Origin of the sequence: Flavihumibacter petaseus NBRC 106054 (assembly GCF_000974785.1) — a bacterium.
Lineage (GTDB): Bacteria > Bacteroidota > Bacteroidia > Chitinophagales > Chitinophagaceae > Flavihumibacter > Flavihumibacter petaseus.
The window spans coordinates 523264-537848 of sequence record NZ_BBWV01000001.1; the positions used below are offsets into that span (position 1 = coordinate 523264).

The 14585-nt window shown below is 50.5% G+C and carries 11 protein-coding genes; 1 reads left to right on the top strand and 10 read right to left on the bottom strand.

All coding sequences use genetic code 11. From position 1 onward, the window contains the following. Positions 1-157 precede the first annotated feature (157 nt). From FPE01S_RS02240 to FPE01S_RS02280, 9 genes are all read right to left on the bottom strand, one after another. On the bottom strand, positions 158-754 hold the full coding sequence (locus FPE01S_RS02240) for a HEAT repeat domain-containing protein (protein ID WP_046367288.1): 597 nt from the start codon (positions 752-754) through the stop codon (positions 158-160). Positions 755-777: 23 nt separating this feature from the next. Further along, complete coding sequence (locus FPE01S_RS02245; protein WP_046367289.1) at positions 778-1656, bottom strand: leucine-rich repeat domain-containing protein; 879 nt, start codon at positions 1654-1656, stop codon at positions 778-780. A gap of 77 nt (positions 1657-1733) precedes the next feature. Continuing rightward, positions 1734-2225 (bottom strand): SH3 domain-containing protein, encoded by a 492-nt coding sequence (locus FPE01S_RS02250; protein WP_046367290.1) that lies wholly within the window; start codon positions 2223-2225, stop codon positions 1734-1736. 169 nt (positions 2226-2394) lie between these two features. Then, positions 2395-3546, bottom strand: coding sequence for an IPT/TIG domain-containing protein (locus tag FPE01S_RS02255; RefSeq protein ID WP_046367291.1), 1152 nt, complete (start codon positions 3544-3546; stop codon positions 2395-2397). A gap of 41 nt (positions 3547-3587) precedes the next feature. Next, complete coding sequence (locus tag FPE01S_RS02260) at positions 3588-5717, bottom strand: glycoside hydrolase family 97 protein (protein ID WP_083990114.1); 2130 nt, start codon at positions 5715-5717, stop codon at positions 3588-3590. Positions 5718-5730: 13 nt separating this feature from the next. After that, the gene (locus FPE01S_RS02265; protein ID WP_157473869.1) at positions 5731-6975 is read right to left on the bottom strand and encodes a glycoside hydrolase family 99 protein; all 1245 of its coding nucleotides are present in this window, start codon (positions 6973-6975) and stop codon (positions 5731-5733) included. 1 nt (position 6976) lies between these two features. Next, entirely contained in the window at positions 6977-8830 is a 1854-nt protein-coding gene (locus tag FPE01S_RS02270; protein ID WP_046367293.1) for a RagB/SusD family nutrient uptake outer membrane protein, read from the bottom strand. A 10-nt stretch (positions 8831-8840) separates the two neighbouring features. Next, positions 8841-11954, bottom strand: a complete 3114-nt coding sequence (locus FPE01S_RS02275; RefSeq protein WP_052955455.1) for a SusC/RagA family TonB-linked outer membrane protein — start codon at positions 11952-11954, stop codon at positions 8841-8843. Between the two features lie 183 nt (positions 11955-12137). Further along, positions 12138-12566 (bottom strand): lipocalin-like domain-containing protein, encoded by a 429-nt coding sequence (locus FPE01S_RS02280; RefSeq protein WP_046367294.1) that lies wholly within the window; start codon positions 12564-12566, stop codon positions 12138-12140. Positions 12567-12619: 53 nt separating this feature from the next. On the opposite strand from FPE01S_RS02280, the gene FPE01S_RS02285 reads away from it, so the two are divergent. Continuing rightward, positions 12620-13009 (top strand): YidH family protein, encoded by a 390-nt coding sequence (locus FPE01S_RS02285; protein ID WP_046367295.1) that lies wholly within the window; start codon positions 12620-12622, stop codon positions 13007-13009. Here the strand turns inward: FPE01S_RS02285 and FPE01S_RS02290 are convergent. Further along, positions 12996-14393, bottom strand: a complete 1398-nt coding sequence (locus tag FPE01S_RS02290; protein ID WP_046367296.1) for an MBL fold metallo-hydrolase — start codon at positions 14391-14393, stop codon at positions 12996-12998. The genes FPE01S_RS02285 and FPE01S_RS02290 overlap by 14 nt on opposite strands. Between the last annotated feature and the right edge of the window lie 192 nt (positions 14394-14585).

The following is a 14585-nucleotide window of genomic DNA, read 5'->3' on the forward strand; positions in this document are numbered from 1 at the left end:
TTAACCTTGCTTTGGAAGCGTGTTTATATTGGAGAAGACCCCAATTTAAAGCAAGGATAAAGCAATGATAAAGGAACTTTAAAGGGACTTTAAAGCAAGGACCAGCGCTTTGAGGGTTAGCACTAAGAAATAAGACGACATCCCCTAAACCCTTAAATCAAAAACTTTTCCGAAGTGCTTTTTTTGCTTCCGCCGAAATAACCTCATCCTCATCATTAACCAATTGAAGTAAAACCGCCCTCACCTTATCAGATTTTACCTTCCCCAATGCAGCTACAAGCATTTGCCGCGATAATCCGTTTTCTCTGTTTAACACTATAGGGAAAATATATGCGGCTTGTTTCTTTATAATTGTCGCTTTCACGGCATATCCAATAACCCATTTCAGGTCTTGATTATCATTAGGCAATTGCAAATAGGTCTCTAACAAAACAGGAATTGCAAGCCCTTTTGCTTCCCGAACGGTCAAAGCCCTTACTATACCTTCCTTATTCCTGGCATAACTCACTAACGGCAGATATTTTATCAAAACAGGTATTGCCAGGGGGTACTTACTCTTAGTGTTGACTAAATCCCAGATGGTATCTATTTCTATACCAAGTTCAGCCAGTTCTTTAATTAAACCGTGATATTCTTTTGCCCTCTCCAATTCTATTTGTTTCGCGAGCAAAAGGGTTTCTCTTACCTCTTCTTTCGTTTTTGGCTTACTTGCTAACTCCGACCAGCGTTTCTCCAACAATTCAAGATCTGACATAACAGGCCTCGTTTTTTTTACTACTATTTTTTTATCATCTCCAGATTCTGCCTCACCAACCTTTCATAATCCTTGTTCTCTAATTTGATATTGTAATGTTTCCGGTGCTTGTAAAATACCTCCTTAATGCTTTTGGCAGGAATCAAATCTCCATCTGCAACACTGGAATTCCCCAGTAAAGAAAGCTTCACCAGAGCAGCAAGGTGATCCACAAATTCAATTGAATCTATTCTACTGCAATCATCAAGCTGCAGGTCGTTTAGCCCGGACAAATTACCGACAGCACTTAAGTCACCGACATTAGGACAGCATTCGAAAGAAAGCTTAGCCAGCTGCTGCATATTTATCAATCCGCTAATTCCTTTCAATTTTCTGCAATTTCCAAGACGCAAATATTTCAACTTACTGAACGAGTCAATTCCTTCCAGACTAATTATTGAAGCAGTCTTTATTGTAAGCTCCTGCAGGCTACGCAGCTTCGCGATTGGCTTGAGGTCTTTTTCATCATAGTCAATCAAACAGAGTGAATTCAATTGATGACAATTTTCCAACCCGGTAATTCTATCCTTTCTCCATGCCAACGTCAGGTTGTTTAAGTAGGCCTGGTTGCTGAGATTTATGACATTCTTCCCGTCAACAGCAATCGCCAGGTCTTTCAAATTCGGAAGGTCCTCAAGAAAATCAAATTCATAATCATCAAAGCTGGAAATATCAAGAGCTTCCAGAAATGAATACGCTCTTAAAAACTCCAGATTTTCCAGCCTGTCTTCACTAAGATGTGCAAAAATACGGAGCCCGCGCAGACCTCTTTCTTTGAGTATCAAACGAACGTCATCTGCTGTGTAACCTTTTTTGTATACTAACAGTGACCCGAATGGTGATACTTCAATGTCTTTATTCATTGTAGCCAAAATATACAAAAAAAACCGGCCATGCTCTATCCTGCCTTAACCTCGCTATAGCATCCTGTGTAAATTTTCTAATTGCATGTGGTATATGGATTGTCGCATTGCATATCCGGCGCTATCCAACCCAAATAGGATTTGGCACCTATAGAAAACTGGATTTTCAACCATTCACCGGAACAATCCAGCACCCACACAGCCTCATTGATCCAGGTTTGGATCACCGCAACTTTTTTAGCTTTAGCGGAGGGCTGCTGGTATAAATTCAGATCCCCGGCATAACTACGAACGTAGATCGCGAGGCGGGAATGCTGTTTTTTTATCCATCCCTGGTAACCCACCTCACTGATACTCATGCCGGCATCCACCAGGAAAGCATTGTCTGTTCGCCTCTTTAAACTAACAGCCACATAATCCTCACTGGCTGCATCATTTGCAAGGTACCGCGGCTGCCTGAAATCCCGCGTTTTATACACAGCCAGTTTTCCGGAATGTAATGGATCATAAATTACGCTGCACGCGCATTCACCCGACTTTCCGGCCTGCCCGTTTGAAAGTAAAGACATCAACAACAAACCCGTAATTACAATAAAAATTCTCATCATCCAGTACAAAGTTGCCTTCAGCAATAAGGAACAACTAAACAAATAAACAACTAAACCTCTAAACCATAAAAAATCCCGGCCAGGAATAGCCAGGATTTACAGTCGACTTACTGCTATATGAAAAAAACTATCATCGGCCTGCCTGTCCCAGGTGGGCCAGCGCGAGGATTTCTGCGTCAGTCAATACTTTGTTGAAGACCCTTACATCATCGAGGGTTGCAGTGATGCCATGAGAGGCCCAGTCGCGGTCAGCAGCAGCTGGCGGATGCCCCCACTGTCCATCAGGAAAATCATCTACAAAGGTGAAGGTGCCGAAGCTGACTTTATTGGGGGTCAGGAGGGCAAGTGTTTCGGGAGCCACCACATTTTCTGCCACGCGGCTGCCAAGCTTCACTCCATTGCCCCAATAGGTCATCGTGTTGGTGGGGCCATCATAAGTCACGGTGATCAGCGCCCAGCCATCTCCGTCATTGGTAAATCCTTCGGTTGCTGTCTCGCCTGGATTCAGGAACAACGCGTCATAGGTAGGATGCGTACCTGTTCCATTCACGTGCGTGGTCATGCCAGCGAGCGAATACACATTACCGTTGGTCCTGGTCGCTACGCCGATCAATCCCCAGATATCCTGGAAATCTTTTCCGTTGATCTGGAAGAGGGAACTCAATGTGCCGGTATTGTCCGGCACCTGTGCCCACATGCTCACGGTAAAGTTTGCAAGGGCATCCGCGTTGTTAATGGCATCGATCTCCGGGTAGATCATGTATGCGCCGGTGAGTTTTGCCGCCTTCCCGATCCGGCCGGTTTCATAGGCTACGGTGCCCACTGTCTTCTCGGCAACTTTGGTGGACACTGACTCCTTCGAGTCAGCATCGAATGTCCAGTGTGCGATCAGTCCGTCAGCAGCCACCTGGTTGGAATTGTCGTACCCGTCGATCTTGGGAACAAGCACCGTAAATCCCGGAAGGGTAACAGTTCCCCCGGGAGTAGTGACCTTCACGTCACCGGTAGCGCCGGTTCCGAGCACCGCCTTGATGGTGGTGGCATTTTCCACCACGAAAGAGCTTGCCGCCGTTCCGCCAAAGCTGACGGCAGTAGCGCCGGTAAAGTTGGTACCCGTAAGGGTGATGGTGGCGCCGGGTTCAGCCTGCGTGGGACTGAATGAGGCGAATGTCGGAGCGGGTACAACAGGAGGGCCATCATCGCTGTCGTCTTTGCTACAGGAATTCAGCAGTACCAGCAGTGCTCCGCCCATGGCGAGGCAGATTTTTTTTAATTGTTTCATGGTTGTAATGTTTAAGTAACCGTATTGCAATCGATAGTTCACTATTTCGTGACGGGACGCAGCGTTACCGCGGCACCTCCGCCTTTTGCCAGCACGAGCTTCAGCTTTGTTTTGCTGTCCACTGCCTGGCGGGTAATTACATAGGCTTCCGGATTGTCTTTCCAGTCGGCATTGGCAGCATCACCATAGATCACGGCCTGGAATTTTTGTCCCTTCGGCAAAAAGCTGAGATCCACAATAGCCATGCGGCTGTTCTCGTCAGTGATCGCACCGAGACACCATTCTTCTTTATCCTTTGATTTACGCGCGATGGTGATGTAATCGCCGGGCTCGGCTTCGAGAATGATGGATCTTTCAAAATCCACCGGAACCTCCCTGATGAATTGAAAGGCATCGAGGTGCGGTGCATAGTTCTCGGGAAGGTCAGCAGCCATCTGCACCGGGCTGTACATCGTCACATACAGGGCAAGTTGTTTGGCCAGCGTCGTATGTACCTGCAGACCAGGGTTGCCGGTATTGTAGCCGCGTAGTTTGAAGATGCCGGGTGTGTAGTCCATCGGGCCACCCATGAGGCGCGTGAAGGGCAGGATGGTCTCATGTTCCGGGGGATTACCGATACTGAAGGCATTGAACTCGTTGCCCCTCGCCGCTTCGCTGGCCAGCCAGTTGGGATAGGTGCGGTATTGCCCGGACGGACGCATCGGCTCATGCATATCTACCATCACCTGGTATTGTGCGGCTTTCGCTGCCACACGTTCGTAGTGCTGCACCATCCATTGCCCGTCGTGGCGTTCACCGCGGGGAATGATACGGCCTACATAGCCTGTCTTCACCGCATGATAGCCGTGCTCCTGCATGAAACGGAAGGCAGTATCCATCTGGCGTTCGTAATTGGTTACGGCGCCGGAGGTTTCGTTGTGCATGATCAGTTGCACGCCCTTGCTGGTGGCATAAGCGCGCAGGCCATTCACATCGAAATCGGGGTAAGGTGTAACAAAATCGAAAGGTGATTCTTTCCAGGTACCGAACCAGTCTTCCCAGCCGGTATTCCAGCCCTCTACCAGTACGCCCTCAATGCCATTCGCTGCAGCGAAATCGATATACCGTTTTACGTTGGCAGTATTGCCGCTGTGTTTGCCGCCGGCAAGCGCCCAGGTTCCCACGCCTGTCTGCATTTCCCACCATACGCCGACAAACTTCATGGGTTTGATCCAGGAAGGATCTTCCACTTTGGAAGGATCATTCAGGTTGACGATCGTATTGGAAGCGAGGATCGCGCGTGCATCGCGGCTCACCAGGATAGTACGCCATGGGGTGCGTGATGGCGCCTGCAGGTAGGCTTTGTTGTTATAGGTATCAGGAACGAGACTTGCCGTGAGGGCAAAACTGCTGTTGTCAACATGCAGCTGCAGGGCGGGATAATTGAGCTGCGCGGCTTCATGGATGTTCAGGTAGAGGCCATCGGCCGTTTTCATCATCAGCGGCGTTTGCACGGCTTTGGGATCAGGCGCTGTACGTACGGCGATCTCCGTGCTTTTGGCCACCATTTCGCGGTTGTCGATGGCACTGATGGCGGATGTCGTATAGGTATATTCGTTGGAATCGTGATCTCCGGGGATCCAGAAGGTTTTGTGATCTCCGGTCAGCCGGAAGGCGGTATGTTCTTCCGAAATGATAAAATGGTTCAATTGAGGTTGCCGCGGGAATTCATACCGGAATCCCACACCATCTTCAAATACCCTGAATACAATATTCAGTTTGCGCTGTGTTGCTGCCTGGATCAACTGAACAGATAGCTGCCGGTAGTTGTTGCTGATCTTACTGTTGGCGCCCCATACCGTTGTCCAGGTTTCGTTCAGTGAATCCTGCCTGGAATCTGCGATGCTGAAACCGCTGTTGAAATTGTCATTGCCGGCAAGTGTAAAACCCATTGCAGAAGGCAGGACTACAGGCTGGTTGCCATAGCTGACCTGGTAAAGCGGGGTTCCCTTGCTGTCGAGCGAAAACTCCAGCCGCACCTGGTTCATGGTCACCTGCAGCACAGGCTGCGAAGCAGCATTCGTGCCAGCAGGCGGTCCGCCCGGTGACTGGGCCACCGGTTGTGCGGCTACTGCTCCCGTGGCCAGCAACGAAAGTGATAAACAGAGATTTTTAACCAATTGCTGAATCATGATGTATTGTTGTTTAAGGAAAAGTTGACAGGATCTCCTGTGCTTTGTCAAACTGCAGAGAGACGAGATAATAAAATACCTGGTCCATCTTCTTTTGCGTTTCGGGTATGCCTGCCTGTGACTTGCGCAACGTGTACATTTTAGCTACCATCTCCAGTTGTTCCTGGCTGATACTGCTCACACCAAGTTTTTGTTGCAGCATGGTGAGATAGCTGTACCCGCTTTCCTGTGTTGGCTCGATGATCGTTCCCTCTCCATAGTCATTCCACGTAGCCAGTTGCACATAGGGCAGCGCCGGTTTGCTGAGTGCGAGATCAAGGGTAGTGGCAAATGTGCCGGTGCCATTGTGGTCGATCGACCAGGTGGGTCCACCCCAGCCGCCTTCAGCATAATAGGAATCGAAGCCGGGATAGGCCGAGCCGAACTTCGTGCCTGTAAAAGGCATAGTGTAAAACCAGTTCAGGGTAGCGAGATGGTCCTGGGGGATCCAGGCGAACTCGCCGGTTTTATTGGCACCTGCTTCTGATGATTCAAACCAGAGCGGAAAGAATGCAGGGGCAGTGGTCAACCCGCTGAATACATTCGACCAGTCGGCCGGTGTGGTCAGTGCCTGCGGGCCAAATACCATCAGCAACGGCTTTCCATTGAACTTTTCATAGTAGGGCAGCGAGAAATATTTTTCCTGCAGGTAAGCCATATCTTTTTTCGCAGTTCCCACCTTATCTGCCACACCGGTATGGTTGAGGTTCTGGTCTTCGTATACGATGGCAAACTGTAATCCCACGCGGGCCATCAGGGTAACAATCTTTTCTGTGTTCCTGACCAGCAGCGGATAGTCAAACTTGTTCTGGATACCCGGCCAGTCGATGAATACGCCATCGATGCCGCTCAGCTTCATCAGCAACAACTGGTACTCGATCACCATGGTGTCTCCTGAGGCATAGGGGCCGATCAGTGGATAATAATGTGATGCGATCTGCCGCTTGCCGGTACCATCTGTAATGTCAGGATTCTTATTGCTCATGGTCCAGTGAATCCCCCAGACACCACCATTGGTTGTCTTCGTTTCAAACCAGGGCATCAGGTGCGCGTAAACTTTTTTGCTGACAGTCTTTCCAACAGCAACCGGCGCAAATACCTTCACGGTAGTATCGGGGGGCACCGGGTCAGATCCTGAAGATTTGCCGCAGGCGAGTAACATCACGCACATCGCCGTGGCAACCAGGCAGTCTTTCATAGTGAATACAGTATAACGCATATCAGTATCCGGGGTTTTGTTGTCCCGCCATCTTGATGTTGGCATTCAGTTCTTCGAGTGGGATCGGGAAGGAATAGGAACGTTCATCACTCCAGTTGCTCGGATGATTATCGGGCAACAGGTTGCCATAATAAGCAGCTTCATTTGCACCGATCCGCCAGCGGCATACATCGAACCACCAGTGCCCTTCCGCGAACAGTTCAGCCCAGCGTTCGTAACGCAACGGCTGGTTGGCCAGGTTCACATCAGATGCGTCTGCTTTGGTACGGTCGCTGAGGGTTTTATAGTCCACATCAGAAGCACTGTTGACCGGAAGTCCATATGCACGGCGATGTACTTTGTTGATGTATTCCAATGCAGTGATATCGTCACCGCTGTTCATGCAGGCTTCTGCATACAGCAGGTAAACATCCGCCATGCGCAACAGGTAATAGTTGGCACCATCCGCTTGCTTTACATCATCCAGCCTGGAGTCAAGCGTCTGGTATTTCTTGTAACTCCACCCATGATACTCCTGCGTGGGCAGGTTGGCACATTTCGCTACAGGCCTTCTCTTGCCGGCACCACCGGGCAGACCGAAATACACCGTATCCTGGTAGGGCTCCAGGGCGCAGACATACAAGCGGGGATCAGTGATCTTTTCCGCACGGTACTGTTTTGTTTTGACGGTATACTCCGGATCGGGTATGCGTTTGATATTGCCCGTAGCAACATCTTCAGGTTTGGTGATGTCGAAATCCGGGTTGTCTACCAGTGCATACAACGGCAGATCATATCCAAAACGCACCAGGTTGCGGTCGTGCACACATTCGTTCGCATAACCCATGCCGATACTTCCCGTGCCCGCATCATTGAATCCACTGGGCGACCAGATCAGTCCCATGCTGGTGGTAAGGTTCTTGTTGGGCATGCCGCCGAAAATGCCATAGTCTGCCGCCACGCGATCCACATTGATCTCAAAAAGCGATTCTTCATTGAATTCACAGTTGGGATTATTGTTCAGGTTGCTGCCCACATTGGAATTGAACGCCATGCGGTATTTGTCATAAGGCATCAGCGTCTTGCCACTGTTGTCAATCACCTCTTTCAGGATGGTTTTCGCATTACCCCAATCCTGCGTGAATACATAGGCTTTTCCCAGCAGGGCTTTTGCCGCCCAGTCGGTTACCCGGCCGCGATAACGGTCTTCCCAATGAACCCCCTGCAGGAGTTGAGCCGCGGTTTGCAGATCCTGTTTAACCAGGTCCCACACCTGTTTCGCGGAACTTCTCGGTTGTTGTGTTTCCGCCAGTGTGGTGGGCACTTTCGTGAAGATGGGTACCCCCATTTTATCGTCACCGCCAGATGCGCTGATATAACTTTCGCCATACAGGCATTCCAGCATGAAATAATAATAGGCGCGCAGGAAATGTGCTTCACCGCGGATATAATTGACCATCTGCAATTCAGAGCTGGTCATGTAGTTGGCTTCATAAAAATCAGCCCGGTCGAGCGCCGCATTGGCGTCCTTCACGCCGGTAAACAGTCCCTGCCAGGTTTGTTTGGCCAGCAGGTTGGAAGAATTCATGTTGTTGTACTGGATATCATTCCAGTAGGCCTGCCCGCCATAGACAAGGTTGGATGTATGTTCCGTTGCCGCAAAGGTTTTGCACAGCAACTGGAAACCGGAGAGGTATTCGTGACGGTAGTTGGCATAGGCCGTGCCCAATACAGACGTCAGGTCATCCAGTGAAGTAGGATAAGAACCGCTGCTGTACCGGCCGAGATCAGTTACGCTGTCCGGGTCTTTGGTGCAGCCGGTAAACAAGCCTGCTGCAACCATCACCATCGTTATTTTTCTATATAGCGCGTTCATTGTTGAATGTTTAAAGGGTCAGGTTGATGCCAACAGAATAGATGCGGGTGCTGGGGTATTTGTAAGGGCCATCAATACCCCGCGACGTGGTACCACCATTGGTATTGAGGTCCTGGCTGCCGAGTTCCGGATCCAGTCCGCTGTAATTGGTGAGCCAGAAAAGATTATTGCCCATCACATAAAGCCTGGCAGATTTGATCTTCACGCGTTCCAGGAATTTGCCGGTGAAGCTGTACCCGATCTGCAGGTTTTTCAGCTTCACATAGGAACCATCTTCCACGAAATAAGAATTGGCCAAAGTATAGTTGCCGTTGGGATCAGGTGCGAAGGAAGTACCATCCGCACTCAACACGCCGATGCGCGGCTGGTCAGTGAGGCCATTGCTCCCGAGAAAGGATGCCTGGTAGGCTTTGGAGGTCGTGTTGCCGTCTGACCAAAAGGTTTCTGCATAAGGCGCCACACCATTGAACAGGTCCACTCCCGTTGCGCCGGTAAACAATAGTGCGATGTCAAAACCTTTATAGTTGGCGTTGAGGTTCAGACCGAAAGTGAATTTCGGATAGGGATTGCCGATAACCGTACGGTCATCGTCTGTGATCTTTCCATCCTGGTTCACGTCTTTGAAGATCAGGTCACCCACATTGGCACGTTGACCAGGACGCTGGGGATGTTTATCGATCTGGTCTTCCGCGGTATACATGCCTTCCACCTGGAAGCCATAGAATTGGCCGAAGGGAAGTCCCGCTTTGGTATACGTAAGCGCTTGTCCCACCCAGATGCCCTGGGTCGCATTGCCATCGCCATAGTTGTTGTTGCCGGTACGGATCGGATTGTTGTTGATGCCATCCAGGTCAAGCACTTCATTCTTGTTGAACGACCCTGTAAACCCGATACTGTAATTCAATGCCTTGTAAACATTGCGGTAACCGATGGCAAGATCAATGCCCTTGTTGTTCACCGATCCGATATTGGTAAAGAAATCACCAATGCCTACGCTGAGCGGTATCGGAAGGCGGTACAGGAGATCTTTCGTCGTCTTCGTGTACCAGTCCACACTGAAATAAAATTTTCCATTCCACAGTTCTCCATCGATGCCGATATTGGTTTCATACAGGCTTTCCCATTTGATCCCGCTGTTGGAAAGATTGGTCTGTGTGTAGTTCAGGATGGCCGTGCCGCCGGGGGTAAAATTCTGTGCACTCACCGCATCATATACGGAGAGGAAACGATAAGCGGGGATCTGGCTGTTGCCCAGCACACCATAGGAGCCGCGGAATTTCAGGGAGCTGACAACGGGCAATAAGGGCTGGAAAAATTTCTCGTTGCTGATCCGCCAGCCGGCTGATGCTGCGGGGAAAACACCATACTGGTTACCGGGACCGAATTTGATGAAATCGCCATCGCGGCGTGCCGATATACTCAGCAGGTATTTGTCGTGGTAGGAATAGTTGATGCGTCCGAACAATGATTTCACCAGCGGGTAGGGATCGTACCCACCGTTTGCGATATTGAACACGGTACCCGATGTAGGCAGGTAGGCATAGCTGGAGCCGCCCACATCAGTTTCGTTGGTGTAAAGGCCATTGTAGGTACCGCGATACTGTTCATACCCGATCAGCGCATTGATCATATGATCGCCAAAGCCATGATCAAAAGCGAGGGTATAGGCATTGAGCAGGTTGCGGTAGCTCACAAAGCTTTTTGCCAGTTGTTTTTTGACCACCGCGTCCACATCGGTGCGGAGCACGCCCTGGAAATCGTTCCCTTCTTCGTTGTAGCCTGTATAGCCGAGTGTTGCTTTGAAAGTCAGGTCCCATGGTAGTTTCACTTCCGCATAAGCATTGGCCTGAACATTCGTTTGCCGGTTGCTGCGGTCTTTGGTCATGATTTGTCCCACGATATTGGGGCCGCTGAATCCGGGTGGGTTTCTTGCCCATTCGCCATCGGCTCCATAAATCGCCATGGTGGGTACAGTACGGAAGGGCGGGTTCAGCCTTGGACTGATCGCGCTGCCTAACGGAGTGCCATAGTCGACGGGAGATGTCTTTCTTTCATATCCATAAACCTGTTCCCCGATCTTCAGCCATTTGGTCACTTTGATATCGGTATTCACGCGGAAGGCATTGAAGGCCGATTCGTTGTTGAGGTATACCCCTTTCTGGTCGTTGTGCACTGCAGAAACAAAATAGGTGACCGCAGGTGTGGAGCCTGAAATGGACAGGTTATAGTCCTGCTCGGTACCATTCCTGAAGATCGCATCCACCCAATTGGTATTGGGAAAGGTATCGGTCATATTGTTGTTGGAATAGACCGGATCGCGTACCAGTCTTTTCATCGCCACGAAATCATCGCGGTCGAGCAGTTCCAGTACATTGGGGGTGGTGACGCCGTAACGGGCGCTGAAATTGATGATCGGTTGCGGTCCCTGTCCGCGTTTGGTGGTGATCATGATCACACCGCCTGCTGCTGCAGCGCCATAGATGGACGCAGCGCTGGCGTCTTTGAGCACATCGATCGTGGCAATGTCCTGGGGATTGATATTATCACCGCTGCCCCTGATTCCATCAATGATGTAGAGGGGGTTTGGTTGGTTGAGCGAGGACACCCCGCGTATGGTGATCTGGGCGCTGGTTCCCGGCTCGCCGGAGGATTTGGTGATGTCCACCCCTGCGACGCGGCCCTGGAGCGCTTCCGCAACATTCTGTACGGGAAGATTTTTAATGGCCTCCCCTTTTACGGAGCTGATGGCACCGGTAACATCGCGGCGTTTCTGTGTGCCGTACCCGACCACGACAACCTGGTCAAGCGTGGTCGCCTGGGCGGCGAGGGTAATGGCGACCGTGGTTCGGCCCTGCAGGGGCACTACCTGGGTGCGGAAACCAATAAAGGTGACCGTTAGCGCGGTATCGCCTGGATCGAGACTGAGGGTGAAGCTGCCGTCATTGGCGGTTTTAACACCAGCTGAAGGCGACCGTTGTCCCTTCACGGTAGCACCCGTGAGCGGAACCTCCTTTTCATCGGTCACCTTTCCGGTGACTGTTTTTACCTGGGCAGAAGAAAACAGGAATGAAGTCAGGGCGGCACATAAGCATGACGCCATCAGCAGTTGTCGCGGCCATTTCATAGCAAGCAATTTTTGAGCTACAGAGACTGAAACTCAAAAGACGCATGGCTGCGAACGAAATCCAATTAGTACCGGCTTTATATCCGAAATATCCGGCGCATTGACTTCAGATCAGAAAATTATGATCTGATAATTAATCCATTACAATAGATTACAGTAAATCCACATATACTATTCTTACCCTTAGTATCGCACATATTTTTCAACATTCAGGCGTTCAATTCCGAGGTTTTCAATTTTTTCGACCCCTGTCTGTATCAGTGAATCTTTGGTAACCCGAAGCGTAAATGTGAAATCATGGCCTTCCCATTCCCGCGCATTGCAATACTCGAGGTGTTCGGTGTACTGGTCACCTTTGAGCTGGTAGGTGCCGCCACCGGAAGAATACATGGCTGTCGCGCTGTCTTTTCCTTTGGAAAGGTCATGTCCCATAAAAGCAAAATGCGTGGCATTGATCACTTTAATAAAGGACTTGTCGCCGGTATATTGGGTAGTCGTGGATTTTCCTTTTTCTACGACGGTTCCCGACACCAGCTTCCAGGTTCCCTGGACGGAAACTTCTTTAGCGGGTTTCGGAAACAAAGAAAGGCAGCACAAAAGCAGTGATAACATATTGGTTCAATTTGGTTCCCAATTTCAATAATTTAGGGGAGAATTGTTTCGATATGGAAAAAGATCAGCGGAATACTCCCCGGAACTCCAATGAGCATCTCGCTAACGAGCGGACATTACTGGCATGGATCCGGACGTCCATCGCGGTGATCACCTTCGGGTTTGTGATCGTCAAGTTTTCCCTCTTCATCAAACAGATGAGCATGGTCATGGGAAAGGAATATTCTGTACCGCAGCATGGTTACTCTGCGCCGGTGGGTATTCTCCTGGTGATCATGGGAGCATTGGGACTGATCTTCGGCGCCTTCCGGTACCGGGCAACCGAAAAACAGCTGGATGAAGGCCGCTATGTAAATCAGTCCGGCATGCTGTATATTTTTGTGGCGGCCATGCTGGTGATCAGCATCCTTCTTGTGTGGTACCTGGTGGTTACGACCCGTTAGCCATGATTACCCCGGCCGCTTTCATTTCTTTCAGTCCGCCTTCCACATCAATTAAATTATCATAGCCCCTTGCCCGCAGGATGGAATTGAATACCATGGAACGGTAGCCGCCGGCACAATGCACATAATAGGTCTTGTTCCTGTCCAGGGATTTCATATCGTCGTTCACAAAATCGAGTGGGGCATTGATGGCGTTCTGAACATGGCCGGCTGCATATTCATCTTCGCGGCGCACGTCGAGAATATTGATGGGGCCGGCATGTTGTAATGCGGCAAATGCTTCGGGTGTAATCACGGAAATGGAATCTTTTTCCTTTCCTGCCTGAAGCCAGGCCTCGAAGCCGCCTTTCAGGTAACCGATCGTGTGGTCGTAGCCTACCCTTGCCAGCCGGATGATCACTTCTTCTTCCCGCCCCTGGTCGGTAACCAGCAGGATTTCCTGTTGAATATCGGGGATCATGGCGCCGACCCATGGGGCAAAGCTGCCATCGATGCCGATATTGATCGAATTCGGAATGAATCCCCTGGAAAAATCTTCCGCATCACGGGTATCGAGGATAATGGCTCCGCTGGCATTTGCTGTCGCTTCAAAAGCATCGGGATCGAGTGCCTGCTGACCCCGGGCGATCACTTTATCGATGGAATCGTATCCCTGCACATTCATCAGCACATTTAAGGGGAAATAGGCGGGTGGTGGCTGAAGCCCGTCGATCACCTGGCGGATAAAATCCTCTTTGGTAAGGTCTTGTTGCAGGGCATAGTTGGTGCGTTTCTGGTGCCCCAGCGTATCGGAAGTTTCCCTGCTCATGTTTTTGCCGCAGGCACTGCCTGCGCCATGGGCGGGATAAACGATCAGGTCGTCGGCGAGGGGCATAATCTTATTGCGCAGGGAGTCATAAAGATGGCCTGCGAGAATTTCGGTGGTAAGGGTGGCATCTACTTTCTGGGCGAGATCCGGCCTGCCGACATCACCGATAAACAGGGTATCGCCACTGAAAAGCGCTTTTCCCTTTCCTGTTTCATCCAGCAGCAGGTAGCAGGTGCTTTCCATGGTGTGTCCGGGCGTGTGCAGCACTTTGATGCTGCACTTGCCCAGGGGCAGGATCTCGCCGTCAGTGGCGGCATAAAAGGGAAAGGAAGGTTTCGCCATCGGGCCGTACACGATCGATGCGCCGGTTTTGGCCGCAAGGTCCAGGTGCCCGGAAACAAAATCTGCGTGGAAATGGGTTTCCAGCACATAGCGGATGGTCGCCCCGTCTTTTTCGGCCCTCCTGATATAGGGTGCCACTTCCCGCAGCGGATCAATCACAGCTGCCTCCCCATCAGACTCGATGTAATAGGCCCCCTGAGCGAGGCAACCGGTATAGATCTGTTCAATGCGCATCACTACAAATTTACCGCTTTCCCGTTTTACAGATGGCTTGCGTGGCTTAGGTGGGCCTTGCCCACCGTCTTAGTCTGCCGAAGCGCAGCGAAGGTAGAAGCTCAAAAATTTACGCGTTTGAATCCGGTTGTTGCGATGCTACCCCAGTTCCAACAAGGTTTCCCTACCAGGATTTTATATGAAGTTCCCGAT